The organism is Pradoshia eiseniae (genome assembly GCF_002946355.1).
GTDB classification, from domain to species: domain Bacteria; phylum Bacillota; class Bacilli; order Bacillales; family Pradoshiaceae; genus Pradoshia; species Pradoshia eiseniae.
Genome location: NZ_PKOZ01000004.1, coordinates 25,812 through 44,174 on the forward strand (window position 1 = coordinate 25,812; position 18,363 = coordinate 44,174).

Sequence of the window (18,363 nt, forward strand, 5' to 3'; positions counted from 1 at the left end):
CTCTTGCCAAATCAGCAGCTTCCAAGCCGTTCTTTTAAAATTTGTTCATTTCTCGTCTTAAACACTTCATTATGGGAAGAAACCATGCCTGATGGATGGGCTGATGGGTCGATATATTGCTTAGCGCTATTTACCGCATTAACTGCATCCTGAAAAGCGCCAAGAAGTAAGTATACCTTCCCGTCATAGGCAATATTGTCGCCAGCCGCGAATATCCCTTCGGTGGAAAGGGTACCTCTCCCTGTGCATTCATAATAGTCCCCTTGCTTTGTCGGCTCCATGTCTGGAGCGAAGCTGACAGATGATTCTCGGTTATAGCCATGGTTGATTAGAACATCATCAATTTCGAGGATTTGATTCTTTCCATTCACGTTAATCAAGACTGCACCTATACAATCCGTTCCCTCTTTTGGTTGCAGCGAGGTGATTTTTGCATTGAGAATTATGTTCACACCGTTCTGCTGCAATTTCTCCACCTGGGCCTCATGAGCTGATAATTCTTCCTTCCGATAAACCAAGGTCACACTCTTCGCCACATACATGAGCTCCACTGCCCAGTCAATGGCTGTATTTCCGCCGCCTGAAATTAGCACATGTCTGCCTCGAAATCGCTCCAGCCTGCCAACTGTGTAATGAAGATTACTTAACTCATACTTATGAGCTCCTTCAACCTCCAGCTTTTGCGGAGAAATGATGCCGCTTCCATTAGCCAGGATAACGGCTTTCGAATAATGATGAGTACCATCTCCTGCTGTAATTATGAACAAATCTCCATCTTTATCAATTCTTTCAACCTTTTGATTTAGACAGACCGTCGGGTTAAAGGTAAGCCCCTGTTCAATTAGGTTTTCGCAGAATTCCTGCGCCAATACAGGTTGAAGTCCGCCAACATCCCAGATTCTTTTTTCCGGGTATATCCTCACCTTTCCTCCGAGCATACCCTGAGATTCTATAATCTTTGTCTTCATTCCCCTCAAACCGCTGTAGAAAGCACTATATAGCCCAGCAGGGCCTCCGCCAATAATTGTTATATCAAATAATTCCTTCATTTTTATCTCCTCTATTCAAGATCGATAAACAATTTTCCAATCCTCTTCCATCATTATAAGTGAAAATAATTATCATTATCAATCATTTTGAGAAATTGCTTTCAATTTGTGTCAAAATCAGCCCCTCAACATTTGGACGATCATCTGATATAATGTAAAAAAAGAATCGAACGCATATTGATAAATTGGAGATGTGCCATGTTTGAATTACTCATGGACTTTGATTATCAAGCCATCCGGCAGGCTATGCTAGCTGCCTATTTATTGACGATTGTCTTCCCGGTTGTTGTGATGTATGTTTCCTATCACAGCAGCACTTACGCAGAAAATCAGACGACCGGCTTGTCCCAAACATCCATACACATATTTAATGATAAACGAATTATTGACGATCGCAGAAAAACACAGCGTTTCTTCACGATTTTCCGATTAAAAGTCATGCCTACGGATAATGAAGATAACCATTCCTTCTCAGTTGTATAAACCAATACAAACTTTGAGGAGGAATTTAAGTGAAAAAAGGAATGGCTCTCTTATTCATTCCATTATTGTTAACAGGTTGTTCAGCAAATGCTCAAGGAGATGGCTTCTTCCACCAAATGGTTGTTTCACCGCTGACTCATCTAATGGAATTCAGTGCACAATTATTTAATGGCAATTACGGACTTAGCATTATCCTTGCAACTTTGATGATCCGCCTGCTATTGTTTCCATTAATGGCTAAACAGCAAAAGTCACAGATGGAAATGAAGATTAAAATGCAAAAAATCCAGCCTGAGGTTATGGCCATCCAAGGAAAGCTGCAAAAGGCGACTGATATGGCCGAGAAATCCGAGCTTCAGCAAGAATTGATGAAGCTTTATCAAACACAGGGCATAAACCCGCTCAATATGGGCTGCCTGCCAATGCTTATCCAAATGCCCATTCTTATGGGGTTCTACTATGCGATTCAAGGGTCTGCAGAAATCGCTACCCACAGTTTTCTTTGGTTTAATCTGGGAGAATCAGATGTGATTATGACATTGATTGCTGGTGCGGTATACTATCTGCAATTTAAGATGTCCATGAGCCAGATGCCTGCTGAGCAACAAGGACAGATGAAGATTATGGGACTTATCTCCCCAATGATGATTATGTTCATTTCATTCTCGGCACCAGCTGCCCTTCCGCTCTACTGGTCAACAAGCGGATTGCTCTTGATTGTGCAAAATGAATTCCTGAAGAGAAAATACAATCCCAAGCCATTAGTCATCCAATCGCTCCAAAGCGAGCCTTCCGGCAAGAAATAATGCGTCATTAAAAGGCTATCTGCTACATACAGATAGCCTTTTCTATTCGCCCTATGAAATCGACCTATCTAGATGCAATTTACCTTAATTCAGATGTAGCAGATTTGATTAGAAATCTTTCTTGCAATACGAAAGTTTTTAGTAAAACAAAGAGCTGCTGACTGTTCAAGCAAATAAAGAGGCTCGAAATTATTATTCGAGCCTCTCACTACTTCTGCTATCAGTTTTCATTGACTGAATGAGCGAATACAGACGCTCTTGTTCTTTTATTTGTTTCTTGAAGTCAAATTTTTCTTCAATCACAGCTCGGGCCTTCCGGGTAATGCTCCTCCATACGCCCGGATTCTCGATATAATAAAGAAATCCTCTCGCTAGCGCCAGCACATCCTTCTCAGTCGTCAAATAGCCCGTTTCCAAATGCTTCATGATTTCCGGGATGCCGGCATGCAATGTCGTGACAATCGGAATCCCAATCGACATTGCTTCCTTAATGGCATTCGGAATGCCTTCCACATCACCGCTTGAAGCCTTTTGGCTGGCTAGACAGAAAATATGGGCTTTCTTTAATTCCTCAGCAATTTGCGGAGAGGTCAAGGCTCCTCTCAGGATAACAGCATCATTTAGCATGAGCTGATCAATCAAAGCCGCTAACTTCTGTTTATTTTGACCTTCCCCAATGATATGAAGCCGTGCGTTAGGGTAAAGAAAGTGAATAAGGTTAAAGGCATGGATTAATGCCTCATGTCCTTTTTTCTCGACTAGTCTTCCCACTGAAAGGATACGTATCTCCCCTTTCTTCGGCAGGGTATGCTCAATAAACGGGAAGAGGTCAAGTTCAATACCACCGTATAACACATGAATTTTCTCCTCAGGAAAACCCATACGCTTCAATCCATCCGCCAAATATTCACAAACTGGGATAAACATCGCTCCATATTCCTTCAATGATACATATCTTTTCATACTTTGCTCAATAATCTCAGGCTCTGCTGACCCATCCCTTCCTCTGATGCTGACAATCAAAGGAATCTTATATTTCTCGGCTACGGGCAGAATTTCAACAGCATGTGCACCATGATGCGCATGAATGGCAATGACATTCATCTCATGAAAGAATTTCTGTAAATCATCGATTTTATCAATATTGTAGAAGTTCTTAAAAGGATATTGGGTATCCTTCGTTTGATCAAAAGGACCGAGCACAATCATTCGAAAACGCTTGATATGAACAATTTGATTATAGATAAACCGTTGGTGATTCTTTATCTTCTCCTTAATATAAACGGCGATTGTCTTCACTTCAATTCCTCCTTCAATAGGAATCGATATTTTTTCTTTTCACGACCTGCCAACTGAATCAACCGTTTTTTATTTTTCTCCAGTCCATTTAAACCTTCTTTATTGACAATGCTTGACACTTGGCTATAAAAATCATGCGGAAACATGGAATCAAGAAGATAGAGATCTCTATATCGTCTATCTTCCGGAAGCTTATCGAAATAGATGGTAAATAAGCTGACAAGCATCTTTTTCATATCTTGGTCTTCCTTACGCATCAACGATTCCATTAAGAAACGAAAGTCATAAATTGGAGGACCAAAATTTGCGAAATCAAAGTCCAAGATCAGGGACTTGCCTTCTTTCGTTAAATAAGCATTATTCATATTATAGTCGGCATGACAGATGCTATGTTTGTCTTTCATCTTTTGCAGGTAACTTTTCACATCATAACTTTGAATAAGTTGATAAATCTTTTTGCCCATACGTTCCATCTCAACTAATTTCTTTTTCAAAGCCGGATTTTTGACTGATTCTCCCCAATCGCACATTTGCTTGATTTTCAAGGAATAATCATTCAGGAATCCCTCCAGTCCCTCTTCCTCTAAGCCTTCATCTATTCCCCTTAACTCTTTGAATCTCGCCGTCTTATGAAATGCGGCAAGTGCCTCAATCCGCCTATCAGTAGAAATCTTCTTCAATGATCCAACAAATTCATTCACATAAAAATACCGTTCCTTTATCTGAACATATGCCTCTCCATCCCGAGAAAGAATAACTGGAGGTACTAACAGATTGCTTTTATCTAATTTCTGATGTAAGAGGATGGGGAATACGGATTTGGTTTTTTCAAGCCTTTTGACAACCAACTTCCTGCCGTACTTCTTATCCTTCACAAGCCAGACCTTATCATACTTTAGTTCTTTAATAATTTCATAATCTTCTATAGACAAATTATACTCGCTCATCACATCTGGTAATTTCTTGGAATAATACCCACCTCGAGGTTCCATTTTATCCCTCCTTAAATTTAATCTCTCCTTCAACTGGCATAGCATTCTCTGATAAACACTCCACAACCACCCCATTAATTTAATAAATGCTCCCTCCCCTTCATCCGTATATACATTTGTCCATAAAAAGGCTAAAAAGGCGTTTTGAAGCAACCGCCAATCTACTGACGGTTGCTACATTAAATTAAGCTGTCTTGTCCACTCTTAAGACATTATTTTTTCATATCCTGCAAATAACGTTGCAGGGCAATATATTCCTCCGTCATAGCGATATCATACCTCTCGCCTGAAAGAAGCTTCCCATGACATTTCTCTGAATCAAGCACTTTCTTTATGCTGTCTGTCAGCTGTATTTCGTCCCCTGCCCCTGGCTTTTGCTCATCGAGTGCATCCATGATAGAAGGATTAAATACGTAACGGCCAATGACCGCTAAATTAGAAGGCGGATTCGTCTGCGGTTTTTCAATAATATCCAGGACTTCATATACATCATCTCGCTCTTGTTTCACTTGAACAACGCCGTAATTCTTCAAAAACTCTTCTTCCACTGTTTTCAGGGCGACTACATGGCTTTTCGTTTCATTGTATACCTTAGTCAATTCTTCTAATCCGCCCCCAACAATGATGTCATCTGGGAGCAATACTGCAAAAGGATCATTCCCAACGAATTCTCTCCCTAGTCTCACGGCATCTCCCAACCCTCGTGCAAACGGCTGTCTTGTTGAATAAAACTTAATATCGGGTAATTTCACTTTCTCCATCAAGGCCGATTTATTGGCCTTTTGCAGGAACATTTCAAGCTCCATTGAGTGGTCAAAGTAATCGATGATTAAATTCTTTGATCTGGATACAATGATTAAGATTTGTTCTATGCCGGCTGCAGCTGCCTCCTCAACGACATATTGGATGGAAGGCTTATTATCGATAGGGAATAATTCCTTCGGGACGACCTTCGTTACTGGCAAACTCCTTGTACCAAATCCCGCTGCAGGGATGATGGCTTTTTTAATCAATATCTCTCCCCCTTTCTTGGCACGATTGCTATATCATATTCACAAAACAGGAAGCGGACACGTTATTTGTTGAAATTAGGCATATGCAAGGGACGCTTATCCACCTCTCTTAATAAGATAAGGAGTACCAAATCATCGGGAGGGTTAGCATTATGAATATTTGTGTAATCGGCGCCGGATATGTCGGCTTAACGCAGGCAGCCGTGCTAGCTGATTTAGGCCATGCTGTTTATTGCGTGGATACGAATAAAGAGAGAGTACAATCACTTACACGAGGAGAGATCCCGATATATGAGCCCGGTTTAAAGGAATTGGTCAAGAAGAACAAGGAACGGCTTTCCTTCAGCTCTTCCCCAAGAGCAGCCATCAAGCAATCATCCGTTATCTTCATCGCGGTCGGTACTCCCGCCATGCCGGACGGACAAACCGACCTAACCTATGTGCAGTCAGTCATCGACCAATTGGCCGAAACGATTACTTCATATACAACGATCGTTACGAAAAGCACGGTTCCCCCTGGGACAAATGAGTGGATTCATGATAAATTGATTGAAAAAGGACTTGATGCAACTCTATTCTCTGTTGTCTCAAACCCGGAATTCCTGCGTGAAGGTTCCGCCTTACAGGATATGTTCCATGCTGATAAAATCGTGATTGGAAAAAAGGATACAGATGACCGTTCTCTTCATATCATGAAAGAAATCTACAAAAAACTGCCATCGCCCTTTGTCGTGACGAGCTTATCCGGGGCGGAAATGATCAAATATACATCCAACGCGTTTCTTGCCACGAAAATATCGTTTATCAATGAAATCGCAAAGATATGTGACTCATATGGCGTTAACATAGAGGATGTAGTAACAGGCATCGGACTAGATCCAAGAATCAGCCCACATTTCCTGCAATCAGGCATCGGTTATGGCGGCTCTTGTTTCCCAAAGGATGTCCGTTCACTGGAGCATAGTGCACTGAAGAAAAATATCAGGCCGCTCATCTTGCAAGCCGTGCAAGAAATAAACCTTACCCAAGTCGACCTCTATTTAACAAAATTAAAAGAAACATTTCCTGATATGGCCGGAAGAAAAATAGCCGTCCTCGGCATTGCCTTCAAACCGAACACGGACGATACCCGCTATTCACCAGCCATCGCGCTCATAGAGCAATTAAGCAATCTGGGTGCAGAAATTCACGCCTATGACCCAAAAGCGCATCTGCCCGTTTCAATTGAAAACGTGACAGAACATAAGGCGATGGAGGAGGCATTGACTGATGCTGATGTCGTCATCATTGCGACAGATTGGGACGAGTTCAAGCTAGCTGACCTTAAGAGGATGAAGAAGCTGATGAAAGGCACTCTTGTCATGGATGCAAGAAATTGCCTAGACCCCGCAGCGGTTGCTAAAGTGGGCTTGCAATATAAAGCAGTCGCCCGCTTCTAAACAGCAAAAAGCTCCGCCGGTAAATACCGGCGGAGCTTCATTATTTTATTGATCAATCTTCGCGTATATCTTTACGATTTTTCTTAAGCATTTTGGAGAGGATTTCATAAACGATTGGTACGATTACCAATGTCAATGCTGTTGATGAAACCAATCCGCCAATAACTGTCACGGCCAGGTCTTGAGAAACAAGGCCGCCTCCGCCATTACCTAGTGCCATTGGAAGCATGGCACCGATGGTGGCAATAGCTGTCATCAGGATAGGACGGAGACGAGTCACTCCGGCCTCAAGAATCGCTTCACGCATTTCCATTCCTTCATATTCCATATGGATAATCCTGTCGACAAGTACGATTGCGTTTGTGACAACAATCCCAATTAACATTAGGAGACCCATCATAACAGAAACGGAAATGGTTAGATCGGTTAGGTACAGACCGACAAATGAACCGATAACGGCAAACGGCAAGGAGAAGAGAATCGCAAATGGCGCGAGTCCTTCACGGAATGTCACGACAAGGATGAAATACACAATGGCAACAGCGGCAATCATCGCTATTCCTAGCTGTGTAAAGGTTTCAGACATATCAGCTGCCACACCTTCAACCCCAGTCGTAACACCCTTCGGCAAATCTAATTCTTCAATCTTCTTATCCGCAGCAGAGGTAGCTTTCGAGATATCCTTATCTGTGATTGTTCCGCTCACAGTAGCATAATATTCTCCCTTGTTTCGAGATAATGTATTTAATGTTGTTCCTTCTTCTACTTCTACAAGCTCAGACAGCGGCATTGGAGTGCCAGTTGCTGTCGGAATCTCCGTCTCCAGTAATTCCTCCAGGTTTTTCGCAGTTGTTTTTGCCTCTTGCTGAACGATTACCTCAATGTCTTGACCATTGCTTTCAACAGTTGTCAATACTTCCTTCGAGGAATCCTCATTAAGCGCCTGAACAATCTGAGCAGTTGTCAATCCATATTGGAGCACATTTTCTTGATCGACTATAAAGGTATTCTCTACATAAGGATTTTCTGCATCGGATTCAATATCCTCTAATCCATCAATATCTGCTAAAGCTGACTCGACCTCTTTGACTGCCTTATTCAGATCATCTAAGTCTTCACTGTAAAGCGTATAGCTTACTTCATTTGATGCTACAGACATGGATGTAAAGTCTTGTGTTTTCCATTCACCTGATTGATTGAGGTTGAAGAGATACTCTTCCACTTTTTCCTTCTCTGAGGCGAAGTCCTCCATATCAGGATCAAAGATAAGGAACATTAACGCACCATCGCTGCCGCCCATCATCATGGCTGCCGGGTCTGCACTTTCGCTGTCTGTGACCGATACTTGAATGGTTTCAATATCCTTATTCTTCATCAATTCTTTTTCGACTTCTTCAATATTGGCAAGTGTTTTATCCTCAAGCTCACCGGTTGCTGGAGTATAGGTTACATACATCGTTTTCTCTTCCTCTGAGCCTAGGAAACTAAAACCAATCAGCGGCATTAAAGCAAGTGATCCCACTAGAAGAACAATCGCGATGATGGATGTAATCACTTTATGATTTAAGGCTTTTTCTAATACACCTTTATACCAGATTGCGAGTTTTCCAGCTTCTTTATGCTGCTTCTCTTCCCTCTCACCATACAATTTCTTGCGGAACAGAGTATGTGACAAGACGGGAACGATGGTGATTGCAACAAGCAACGATGCTCCAAGCGCGAATGTCATTGTAAGTGCGAAAGGTACAAACAATTCACCCACCATTCCTCCAACAAAAACCATCGGTGCAAATACAGCAACGGTTACTAATGTGGATGAAAGAATCGGCTTAAACATTTCAAGGGTTGCTTCGCGAATTAATGCGCGACCATGAAGCTTCTCATCCTTCAAATGCATTCGCCTGTATATATTCTCAACCACGACAATGGAGTCATCGATTACCCGTCCGATAGCGACCGTAATCGCTCCAAGCGTCATAATATTCAATGTGATATCCAGCCAATTCAATAGCAGCAAGGCCATAAACACGGATACTGGAATAGAAATAATAGAGATAATAGTAGACTTCAGATCACGCAGGAATAAAAGAATGATCAATACAGCAATCAAGCCGCCGAACAAAGCCTTTTCAACCATCGTGAAGACTGATTCTTCAATTGGCTCTCCCTGGTCAAGGGTTACATCAATCTTAAGTCCGTCGATTCTTTCTTGCTCTTCTTCAATTAAATCCTTCACAGCGTTTGCTACTGTTACAGTGTTTGCCTCCTGGCCTTTCACGATTTGAATCGCAATGGCGTCCTCACCGTTTGTCCGGGAAACAGACTCTACCTTACCAACCGTTTCAATCTCAGCGATATCGCCAAGCTTCACGAATGGAGCCGGGTTTGTTTGAGAAGGGGTTACCGGGATAAGCATTTCCTTCAGTTCATCGACCGTTTTCAGCTTGCCGTCAATACTGATAGCTTCCTCAGCATCTTCAAATTCATATAATCCAAGTGATATAGCCATATCACTCGCTTGAATCATTTGTTTGACATCATCTTCTTTTAAGTCCAGCTCAGCCATCTTCTCTTTATCATAAGTGAAGTTGACCTCTTCAATATGCTGACCAGTGATAGAAGCTGATGCTACTCCGTCAATTTTCTCAATCTTTGGCAGGATGATGTCTTCAACCGTTGAGGTTAATTCCACAATATCCTCTTCCGTACTGCTGACAGACAATGCTATGATTGGCATCATATTTAAACTGATTGACATGATGGATGGCTCTTCAGCGTCCTCTGGGAGATTCACGTTATCGAGTGCAGACTGAAGCTCTCTCTTCTTCTCATCCATATCAACGCCATAGTCATATTCCACTTGTACTTGGGAAACATTTGAAGAAGAGGTTGAATAAACAGCCTTGACATCCTCTAAGCTCTCCACTGCTTTTTCCATTGGAATCGAAACATCATTCATTACTTGCTCTGGGGTCGCACCAGGATAAACATCCATAACCATTAGGTAAGGAATGGAGATATCAGGAATGGACTCCATCTTCATTCTCGTTCCTGAATAAATACCTGAAGCTGTAATGATGATTGTCAATAACCAGACAGCTAGTTTATTTTTCAGGACAAAGTTGACTAAACCTTTCAATTTTACACCATCCTCATATATGTAATTTTTCTCACATTCTACTTGTCTGCCAAATCACATCTTTTGTGCAATTGACTTAATTCCTACAATTACTTATAATAATGACCGACTGGTCATATGTCAACAATTTAGTCAGGAGTGTTCACATGGTAAAGAAACAGCTAATCATGGATACAGCATTGGAATTATTTGCTGAAAACGGCATTGAAGCGACATCTATCAAACAGATTACAGATCGATGCGGCATATCAAAAGGGGCTTTTTATCTTTCCTTTACATCAAAGGATGAACTGATTTTTGCTATAATCGAACATTTTATCAGCGAGTTTGTCGCAGAGATTGACCGTGCAGTCAGACAAACCCAACAGACAGACCAATTACTCTATAGCTTCTTCTATTCATCCTTTAGCCAATTCCAGGAAAAATCCCATTATGCGAAAATCTTCATGAAAGAAAACATACCTGCACTCAACCACGATATCTTCCTGGCGATGAATAAATACGATGAGTTCATAAATACGATTATTTTCTCAATCATTGACACACAATTCCCGCAGCTAAAGGAAGACCTGCGGGCAGATTTAGCCTATACAATTAAGGGGTTCTCTAAATTCTATCCTGAATTATCTGTCACATCCAATTATCCGATTGACCTGGAACTATTGTGTCGTTCCCTTGCAGAGAAAACAGCGATACTCGCGCGGCATGCAAGCATTCCTTTTATCACGGAAGAGTATTTCAGCACTTCTAAGCTATGCTATCTATCCCCTTCAAAAGAACAGCTTAACGATTTGCTGTTGAAGACGAAAAATGACATAAGCGATGTAATTATCAGGCAATCGATTGAACTATTATGTGATAACCTGGAGGAAATGACCTTACCTCCTGCAGTGGTCCAAGGATTGCTGAAGAATCTTCAAACGAATCCGCACTGTAAATGGGTAGCCTATCAATATGAATTATATAGTGAGCAGCAGAAGAAGGCAGAGTGATTTGAATCGCTTTGTCTTTTTAGCAAGCAAGAAAAAAGCAACCGACTAATTCGCCGATTGCGCATCTCATCTTTTTATTGGTTTTGATATACACGTGACAGGTCGCGCGCTGCCTCACGCACCCTCTCCATTCCTTCTTCAATTATCTCTAGAGAACGGTCTGGCTGTGCGTTATGGCCTTCAATGATGACCTCGTTCACAATGTCCATTCCAAACAATGACCCGAATACCGTTCTCATATAATTGACGCTCATATCCATAGGTTGCATTTCTCGAGTAGAGTAAATACCTCCGCGCGCATTTAGAAGAATGATTTTTTTATCCGGCATCAATGGTACAAGATTACCTTCAGCATCATACTTAAAGGTGAACCCTGATGCATAAATATAATCGATAAAGGTTTGCAGCTTCGCGGGAATGGTTAGATTCCAAAGAGGGAACGCAAACACGATGACATCCGCACCTGCAAAGGCGTCCATGGCTTTTTGCCTTGCTTTTAGTAAGCGACCTTCATCTTCTGTCAGCTCCTCACCAGATTGAATCTTGCCAAAGGCATCAAATAAGGTCTGTCCGAAATATGGAGTGTCTTCTTTAAAAACATCATAGGTAGAAACATTCAGTTGCCCTTCTTCTCGTAGGGTTTCCAGGAAAACCTCATACATCTTACTGGAGATGCCTTCCGCTGCCGGACGATCATTGGCCTTTACTATTAATACATTCGTCATTTATAAGTACCTCCAATTATTCTAATATTCAACATTTCATTACAACCATCACTTAATTCCTAGTAATTGACTCGGTAATAATAGAACATAGAATAACACCGCTGTTTGAAAATCACAAAAAATCTATCTTAGGTTTAACAAAAATCAAACGATATCCCTATTATCTAATAACATCTTCTAATCTATATATACTGACCCCATGCTTCAAACTCATACGAAAGAATGATTTTCACACAGGCAGTTAGCCTGACATAGTATTTTTTAATAATGGATCATTACTTAAATGCCGGCTTTAATCCACGGTTACACTATCACCCTCCATTTCCTTAGCAAACGGCCGATTGAAGCCAAGGAATGATAGAGGAGCATATGAAAATTGCTCAGTGTTATGATAAAGCTAAGAAAATATCAGCTAGAAAGATGTTGAGCACCAAGTAAAAAGTTAGATATAAAATCCCCCTTTCAATTAATCTACCTAATAAGCAAAAAAGCTTGAGCACTTTAAAGGGTGCTCAAGCTTTTTTTTGACGTTCTATCTCAACGAGCTGAATCCCGCTCGCTTCATAATGAAGGACTTTTTGAATGACATCTGCCAAATGGGCACCTGCCTCAGCCGGGTTCGTGCCTCCTTGATGGATGTTAGATATAACCATCCGGTCTGATTCTATCGTCTTCGCATTTGGCCTATAACAAAGATAAATACTCATCGATTCCGCACTAACCAATCCAGGCCTCTCTCCAATTAAAAGAACGACTACTTTCGGGCTTAGTATCTCTCCTATATGATCCATAATAGCCACACGGCCTTTTTCAACATAAAACGATGTTCCAATATCAAGATTTGCCAATTCAAGCGACTGTATGAGGGCTCCATACAAATCAATTGCATTTTCATTAATGGCATTCGCACTCAATCCATTCGAAACAACAATTTGAACGGTAGCTCCCTTAATGCATCGTTTCTTGATGATATCGACCGCTTCAGAAGAAAGCTTGCGTCCATAATCCGGTCTCCTTAAATAAACATCTTTTTCAGTCGCAAGTGTATTGACCGTAAATAATTCAAGTTCAGAGAGCACCGTCTCACTAACCTCTCCATATACAGCATCCACTGCCGCCGCATGGTCATAACGAAAAGACAGCACCGCATCTGTCTTCGCTCTTACTCCTGCCCTCCCAACCGTAATCCGTGCAGGGGTTGAGGCTCTTAGCTCGTTCTCCGTTTGTTTCATCATTTTCCTCCTTTCAAGAAAATAAAAGTGGATTCCCCGCTATCCGGCTAAGTTTGCCGCCCTCCAATATTCCTGTATTCTCAAGCCAAGTCTTGAACTCTGGGGACGGCTCCTTCCCAAGAGTTTGTCTCAATGTTGCGATGTCATGATAACTAAGAGATTGATAATTTAGCATACAGTCATCACCCATCGGTGTTGCAATCAAGAAATTGACCCCTGCTGCCGAGAGCAGCACACCAAGATCCTCCATATCATTCTGGTCAGCTACCATATGATTGGTATAGCACACATCAACCCCCATTGGCAGGCCATGCATTTTCCCCATAAAATGATCCTCAAGACCAGCCCGGATTACCTGTTTGCTGTCATACAAGTATTCCGGCCCGATAAAGCCTACAACCGTGTTCACGATGAACGGGTTAAAATATTTTGCGAAGCCATAATTCCGCGCCTCCATTGTCAGCTGGTCGATTCCAAAATGGGCTTCAGCTGATAATTCGGAGCCTTGCCCTGTCTCAAAGTAAAGTTGATTCACACCAGCCCCTTTGCCAGATGCTTGCATCATATGGCTCGCCTCCTTCAGCATAGAAGCAGAAATTCCAAAGGAACGGTTGGCTGCCTCCGAGCCAGCTATACTCTGAAAAATCAAATCAGCAGGTGCTCCCGCTTCAATTGCACTCATTTGGGTCGTCACATGCGCAAGTACACAATTCTGCGTGGGTACCTTCCAGTCTGCTATAAAAGTCTTGGAGGCTTCCAGCAGCCTTTTAACATTGTCGACCGTATCAATGACCGGGTTAATACCAATGACAGCATCACCAACCCCATATGCTAGCCCCTCTTTCAACGAAGCAAGCATCCCCTCTACACTATCTGTCGGATGATTTGGCTGAAGCCTTGAGGCAAGCGTCCCTTTTTGCCCAATTGTCGTGCAGCATGTCGTAATGACCTCGATTTTGTTAGCTGCATGAATCAGATCTAGATTGGACATGATTTTTGTCATGGCCGCAATCATCTCACTGTTAAGTCCGCTTGCGATTCGTTTGATTTCCGGATCACCCGTTCGATCGTCCAATATGTACTCTCTAAGATCACTAACTGTCCAGCGTTCTATTGACGCATATACTTCTTCATCGATTTGCTCTTCGATAATTTTTGATACTTCATCCTGTTTTAGTGGCAGCAGCGGACGATCCCTGATATCCCCCAGTGTCCATGTACTCAGCAGCTTCTTAGCGGCAATCCGCTCCTGTACACTTTCCGCTGCAATGCCGGCAAGCCTGTCACCTGATTTTTCTTCATTTGCTTTTGCGAACACTTCCTTTAGCGAGGAAAAAGAATAAGCATGATTTCCGATTGTCACATCCATTTTCATTCAGACTTCTCCCCTTCCTTATTGGCCGAAAGCCAATGTTTTTACCACGAACATCGCGACCCCCATATTCAATACCTTTCCTATATCCACATAGTCTCCGTGCTTCATATCAACTTGATCGATACATACGAGCTTTTTATTTGGTTCCTGATACTTCATTGAAGCACCAAGAACCTTAGCATAATCCTGCTCGAGAACGATTACGAGCGGCTCGGTATGCAGATGAGTTAACAAGCAGTCGGCTAGTTCTTTTATATTCTTATACGAAAGATACGGTAAATCCTTTAAATAGAGAGCAAAAGCATGGGGCTCTCCTGAAAAAACATGCATGGAGCTGGCTTTACGAATTTCTGCAGGAAGGCTTAAGATTCCTTTCTTAAAGCCCTCAGAAAAGCTGACCCTATGCACTGGCAGATTAGAAAGAGGCAAATCTTCTTCATCGACCATAATTGTCGCACCACTGACCTCGGTTGTCTGGGTACCCGCCCCAATGACTGTTGCTCTAGACGTTTCAACTGGCTCTACCCAATCCCAGCGTTTCCATTCCGCTGACTGAAGTAAGGCACAAGCCAGATCGGCACCGATATCATCAAAAGAGCCCTTCTTTTCCGGATCAGGATACATACAGCTTGCTACGCCTCCCGAGAACATAACGGCCTCAACCGACTCTTCCCAATCAGGAGCATGACCAAGGAGGAGCATCTCATCCTCTTTCTCAAGAGATCGATTAACTGCTCGTGCAAGCACATCTGCCATATAAGTGGTTATCATCTTTCGGTCTCTTACAGGGTCCCACCCCCTCTCTTTTAAAAGGGGACGGATGGTTTCCGATACAACCGGCAGTCCCTCTCGATATTCAATTAACCTCCCTCCAATCGTCAACGTGCAGGTACCGCAAAGTTCTCCATTCTTCACCACTGCAATATTAGCCGTTCCTCCTCCAATATCGATATTTGCTGTCACCTTTTTTGTTGTTTGAGAATACGAGAGGGCACCTGAGCCCTTAGCAGCTAAAATCCCCTCTAGGTCCGGTCCTGCAGTTGCTACCAAGAAATCACCTGCGCTTGACGCCAGCTGTGAGACCAGCTGTCTTGCATTTTCCTTTATGGCTGATTCCCCAGTAATGATAACGGCCCCTGTTTGGATGTCCTCTATATGAATATTTGCTTCCCGATACTCCTGATGGATGATATCCATTATCGCCTGATAGTCAAGAATGGATTCTGTTTGCAAAGGCGTTCGGTAAACAGGGCTCTTATATATAACTTTCCGCCCTGTAATCTCAAGCCTCGGCACATGACCTGATCCAGATACATTTGAAAGGAACAATAGACTAACGACAATCTTGGTTGTGCTTGTACCGATATCGATTCCAGCGCTTAGCAGAGATTCATTATAAGGTTCCATGTTCCCACCTCTTTAACCTATTTTGACTTCAGCTGACGCCTCCTTTTCCACCCTGGCTTCAAGGTATTCGTTCTCACCGATAATCCCCAATGCTCTATCCTTTTTCTCGAGCTCCAGTGCTTTTGGGACAGAAAGCCAATAGGCAAAAGCAATTCCAATTACTCCTGCTGTTAATTTTCCGATAATGACAGGCAGAATCAATGTAGGCTGAAAGTTCGCCGTAAAGGAGAGATGATCTCCAAGCAAGAACGCTGCACAAACCGCAAAGGAGATGTTAATGACTTTATCCTTAGGAGGCATTGTCTTGATTAATTTAAACATGGCCAAAATATTCGCAACCGTTGCAAGCAAGCCAGCGCTTCCTTCTTTGCTGAGTCCGAACCTCCTGCCAAATGATTCAAGAGGCTTGCCAGCATATTTTTGAATCAAGTAAATCATCGGGAAAGCGCCCGCCAGCATGATTCCGATGTTACCTGCAACCTCCAAGGCACGGAATTGGTCTTCTCCATCAGCAATAATCGGATCAAATCCCCACCAGCCGATAGTTTTAGAGAAAAGACCGGTAAAAATTTCAACAATAGAGAAAACAAGAATCAGCTTAATCGCAGCATCCATCAAGTAACCGAATACCATGAAGAGCTTGACCATTAAATCTGGAAGAAAGTATAGACCAAGAGCAAGTATGATAACAAAGACAAATAACGGAGTAAGATTAGCCAAGATGGCTAAGTAACTAATGGTAAATTCATAGGTGGAGGAACTATTCGTTGAGATGATATCACGAATCTTTGAATTTGATAGAAGAATGATGACACTAGAGATGAATGCTCCGATAGGGACTGTCAGAATTCCGGACATAACGCCTAAGGCCATATATTTATGGTCTCGCTTATCAAGCATTGCAAGCCCCATCGGTATAGAGAAGACAATGGTAGCGCCAGCCATGAACCCAACAACCATCGCCATCATCCATCCCTCATAAGATTCTTTCAACACTTCTGCGAGTTGATAGCCGCCCATATCTGTCGCTAATATGGCCGTAGCAGCAATGGCAGGGTCAGCACCAATACTTGCAAACAATGGCCCGCAAACCTTATCAATGAACCAGGAGAGAAATGGGATTGAGGCCATGATTCCCGCTGTGGGCAGGAAGATATGTCCAATAGCATGTATGCCTTCCATAAACTGCTTTCCAAGTCCCTCCTCACTGTTTCGTATCGCCGCTATCGCCCCAGCGACCGCACAGGCCATAATTATGTAAATGACAATATTCCCTATTTGCGCCATGCACAATCCTCCTACTATTAAAATATGATTAAACAAAGCATTTCATCACTTATCACTATGTTTTACATAAGACAAATAGAATCCATTGTAAGATAACCTTACCTTTTCATAAGAACCACGTCTCCCTCTTGAATGATTTCAGAATAAATGAGTTGATTACCGTTAATTATAGAGGAGGTTTAAATTTACTTTTATTATCATGTAATGAAATCTAACACGTTTTTTGAATTCTAAAACGACTAAAGACGTACGTGGTGCATTCCAGCAAACAAATTGGATAATTGGGTTATGAAATCAACTATGCTATAATAGATTCAAATTTTCCTTTTTTTACTAAGTTATTTAGCGTTTGACATCACCGTATCTTCTATTCATCTTCAGTCGGACCTGTGCTTTCCCATAGATTATATGACAGATTATTTTTCTTTCAGGAGGGGTTACCATGTATACCGTTTTCTCTACTTTCCTTGTTCCAGACGATAAAGCCAATGAGGTTATCCAAATCTATCAGCAACGTTCCAGACTTGTTGATAAAGCTGCAGGCTTTATTGATTTTCTGCTCCTGCAAAATGACCGCCATCCTGGGGAACTGACTGTCCAGCTTCTATTTGAAACAAAAGAGGATTATCTGAATTGGGCAAGAAGCAAGGAATTCAAGCAAATCCATGAGCTCGAAAAGAAGTACCCAGATCAGGAACTCGCCTCCATCATTCCGAAAATCAATAAATATAAGGTGGTGGCGACTTAATGAATACTAGTAAATTAATCGATCAAGTAACCATCCGCATATATGAGCGTGACCCATCCCTAAATGAACGCTATGGGGAGAAAGGCATCCAAAAATGCAAAGCAGATAACCAGCATCACCTCGACCATCTTCATACGGCCGCTGAAATGAACGATATCGCCATCTTCACTGATTATACTCAGTGGCTTAACGGCATTTTGCAGAAATTCAACATGGGAACGCAAACGCTTTTGGATAATTACGAAATCCTGAAAGAAGAGTTGCAGTATGTTCCCGTGACTGAGCTTTCGACAAATAGAAATAAGACATACCAAGCCCTTCTTTCCGAAGGCATACAGCTATTGGAGGCTGAGAAAGCAAAAGAGGAGGCATAGGTT

General features: G+C 42.2%; 16 protein-coding genes. 6 read left to right on the forward strand and 10 right to left on the reverse strand.

Annotated elements, in window-relative coordinates; all coding sequences use genetic code 11:
• Positions 1 to 11 precede the first annotated feature (11 nt).
• Positions 12 to 1,049: an NAD(P)/FAD-dependent oxidoreductase gene (locus CYL18_RS08665; protein WP_104849106.1), complete on the reverse strand. Its 1,038-nt coding sequence runs from the start codon at positions 1,047 to 1,049 to the stop codon at positions 12 to 14.
• A 198-nt stretch (positions 1,050 to 1,247) separates the two neighbouring features.
• On the opposite strand from CYL18_RS08665, the gene CYL18_RS08670 reads away from it, so the two are divergent.
• A complete protein-coding gene (locus tag CYL18_RS08670) occupies positions 1,248 to 1,532 on the forward strand; it encodes a hypothetical protein (RefSeq protein ID WP_104849107.1) in 285 nt (94 codons plus the stop codon).
• A gap of 29 nt (positions 1,533 to 1,561) precedes the next feature.
• Positions 1,562 to 2,338 (forward strand): membrane protein insertase YidC, encoded by a 777-nt coding sequence (gene yidC / locus CYL18_RS08675; RefSeq protein WP_236636341.1) that lies wholly within the window; start codon positions 1,562 to 1,564, stop codon positions 2,336 to 2,338.
• Positions 2,339 to 2,530: 192 nt separating this feature from the next.
• On the opposite strand, the gene CYL18_RS08680 is transcribed toward yidC, so the two are convergent.
• From CYL18_RS08680 to CYL18_RS08690, 3 genes are all read right to left on the reverse strand, one after another.
• Positions 2,531 to 3,637: a glycosyltransferase gene (locus CYL18_RS08680; RefSeq protein WP_236636344.1), complete on the reverse strand. Its 1,107-nt coding sequence runs from the start codon at positions 3,635 to 3,637 to the stop codon at positions 2,531 to 2,533.
• Complete coding sequence (locus CYL18_RS08685) at positions 3,634 to 4,629, reverse strand: phosphotransferase (protein ID WP_161497105.1); 996 nt, start codon at positions 4,627 to 4,629, stop codon at positions 3,634 to 3,636. Before CYL18_RS08685 ends, CYL18_RS08680 begins: the two co-directional genes overlap by 4 nt.
• 212 nt (positions 4,630 to 4,841) lie before the next feature.
• Complete coding sequence (locus tag CYL18_RS08690) at positions 4,842 to 5,642, reverse strand: UTP--glucose-1-phosphate uridylyltransferase (RefSeq protein ID WP_104849109.1); 801 nt, start codon at positions 5,640 to 5,642, stop codon at positions 4,842 to 4,844.
• A gap of 152 nt (positions 5,643 to 5,794) precedes the next feature.
• Between CYL18_RS08690 and CYL18_RS08695 the strand changes: the two genes are divergently transcribed.
• A complete protein-coding gene (locus CYL18_RS08695) occupies positions 5,795 to 7,081 on the forward strand; it encodes a UDP-glucose dehydrogenase family protein (protein ID WP_104849110.1) in 1,287 nt (428 codons plus the stop codon).
• 52 nt (positions 7,082 to 7,133) lie between these two features.
• On the opposite strand, the gene CYL18_RS08700 is transcribed toward CYL18_RS08695, so the two are convergent.
• Complete coding sequence (locus CYL18_RS08700) at positions 7,134 to 10,220, reverse strand: efflux RND transporter permease subunit (protein ID WP_104849111.1); 3,087 nt, start codon at positions 10,218 to 10,220, stop codon at positions 7,134 to 7,136.
• A 146-nt stretch (positions 10,221 to 10,366) separates the two neighbouring features.
• Between CYL18_RS08700 and CYL18_RS08705 the strand changes: the two genes are divergently transcribed.
• The gene (locus tag CYL18_RS08705; RefSeq protein WP_161497106.1) at positions 10,367 to 11,212 is read left to right on the forward strand and encodes a TetR/AcrR family transcriptional regulator; all 846 of its coding nucleotides are present in this window, start codon (positions 10,367 to 10,369) and stop codon (positions 11,210 to 11,212) included.
• A 74-nt stretch (positions 11,213 to 11,286) separates the two neighbouring features.
• Here CYL18_RS08705 and CYL18_RS08710 read toward each other — a convergent pair whose 3' ends face one another.
• From CYL18_RS08710 to eutH, 5 genes are all read right to left on the reverse strand, one after another.
• The gene (locus CYL18_RS08710) at positions 11,287 to 11,937 is read right to left on the reverse strand and encodes an FMN-dependent NADH-azoreductase (RefSeq protein WP_104849113.1); all 651 of its coding nucleotides are present in this window, start codon (positions 11,935 to 11,937) and stop codon (positions 11,287 to 11,289) included.
• A gap of 512 nt (positions 11,938 to 12,449) precedes the next feature.
• Positions 12,450 to 13,172: an ethanolamine ammonia-lyase subunit EutC gene (gene eutC / locus CYL18_RS08715; protein WP_104849114.1), complete on the reverse strand. Its 723-nt coding sequence runs from the start codon at positions 13,170 to 13,172 to the stop codon at positions 12,450 to 12,452.
• A gap of 10 nt (positions 13,173 to 13,182) precedes the next feature.
• On the reverse strand, positions 13,183 to 14,544 hold the full coding sequence (locus CYL18_RS08720; RefSeq protein ID WP_104849115.1) for an ethanolamine ammonia-lyase subunit EutB: 1,362 nt from the start codon (positions 14,542 to 14,544) through the stop codon (positions 13,183 to 13,185).
• An 18-nt stretch (positions 14,545 to 14,562) separates the two neighbouring features.
• Positions 14,563 to 15,951: an ethanolamine ammonia-lyase reactivating factor EutA gene (locus tag CYL18_RS08725; RefSeq protein ID WP_104849116.1), complete on the reverse strand. Its 1,389-nt coding sequence runs from the start codon at positions 15,949 to 15,951 to the stop codon at positions 14,563 to 14,565.
• A gap of 12 nt (positions 15,952 to 15,963) precedes the next feature.
• Positions 15,964 to 17,238 carry an ethanolamine utilization protein EutH gene (gene eutH, locus CYL18_RS08730; protein WP_104849117.1) on the reverse strand — a complete coding sequence of 425 codons (1,275 nt, stop codon included), beginning with the start codon at positions 17,236 to 17,238 and terminating at the stop codon, positions 15,964 to 15,966.
• Positions 17,239 to 17,680: 442 nt separating this feature from the next.
• On the opposite strand from eutH, the gene CYL18_RS08735 reads away from it, so the two are divergent.
• Together CYL18_RS08735 and CYL18_RS08740 are read left to right on the forward strand one after the other, a co-directional pair.
• Positions 17,681 to 17,986 (forward strand): antibiotic biosynthesis monooxygenase family protein, encoded by a 306-nt coding sequence (locus CYL18_RS08735; protein WP_104849118.1) that lies wholly within the window; start codon positions 17,681 to 17,683, stop codon positions 17,984 to 17,986.
• Positions 17,986 to 18,360, forward strand: coding sequence for a hypothetical protein (locus CYL18_RS08740; protein WP_104849119.1), 375 nt, complete (start codon positions 17,986 to 17,988; stop codon positions 18,358 to 18,360). Before CYL18_RS08735 ends, CYL18_RS08740 begins: the two co-directional genes overlap by 1 nt.
• Positions 18,361 to 18,363 lie beyond the last annotated feature (3 nt).

Excerpts from the sequence above, each read along its gene's own strand:
- CYL18_RS08665 (WP_104849106.1), bottom strand. The coding sequence starts at position 1,049 with ATGAAGGAATTATTTGATATAACAATTATTGGCGGAGGCCCTGCTGGG.
- CYL18_RS08670 (WP_104849107.1), top strand. The coding sequence starts at position 1,248 with ATGTTTGAATTACTCATGGACTTTGATTATCAAGCCATCCGGCAGGCT.
- CYL18_RS08685 (WP_161497105.1), bottom strand. The coding sequence starts at position 4,629 with ATGGAACCTCGAGGTGGGTATTATTCCAAGAAATTACCAGATGTGATG.
- CYL18_RS08695 (WP_104849110.1), top strand. The coding sequence starts at position 5,795 with ATGAATATTTGTGTAATCGGCGCCGGATATGTCGGCTTAACGCAGGCA.
- CYL18_RS08705 (WP_161497106.1), top strand. The coding sequence starts at position 10,367 with ATGGTAAAGAAACAGCTAATCATGGATACAGCATTGGAATTATTTGCT.
- CYL18_RS08710 (WP_104849113.1), bottom strand. The coding sequence starts at position 11,937 with ATGACGAATGTATTAATAGTAAAGGCCAATGATCGTCCGGCAGCGGAA.
- eutC (WP_104849114.1), bottom strand. The coding sequence starts at position 13,172 with ATGATGAAACAAACGGAGAACGAGCTAAGAGCCTCAACCCCTGCACGG.
- CYL18_RS08720 (WP_104849115.1), bottom strand. The coding sequence starts at position 14,544 with ATGAAAATGGATGTGACAATCGGAAATCATGCTTATTCTTTTTCCTCG.
- CYL18_RS08725 (WP_104849116.1), bottom strand. The coding sequence starts at position 15,951 with ATGGAACCTTATAATGAATCTCTGCTAAGCGCTGGAATCGATATCGGT.
- eutH (WP_104849117.1), bottom strand. The coding sequence starts at position 17,238 with ATGGCGCAAATAGGGAATATTGTCATTTACATAATTATGGCCTGTGCG.
- CYL18_RS08735 (WP_104849118.1), top strand. The coding sequence starts at position 17,681 with ATGTATACCGTTTTCTCTACTTTCCTTGTTCCAGACGATAAAGCCAAT.
- CYL18_RS08740 (WP_104849119.1), top strand. The coding sequence starts at position 17,986 with ATGAATACTAGTAAATTAATCGATCAAGTAACCATCCGCATATATGAG.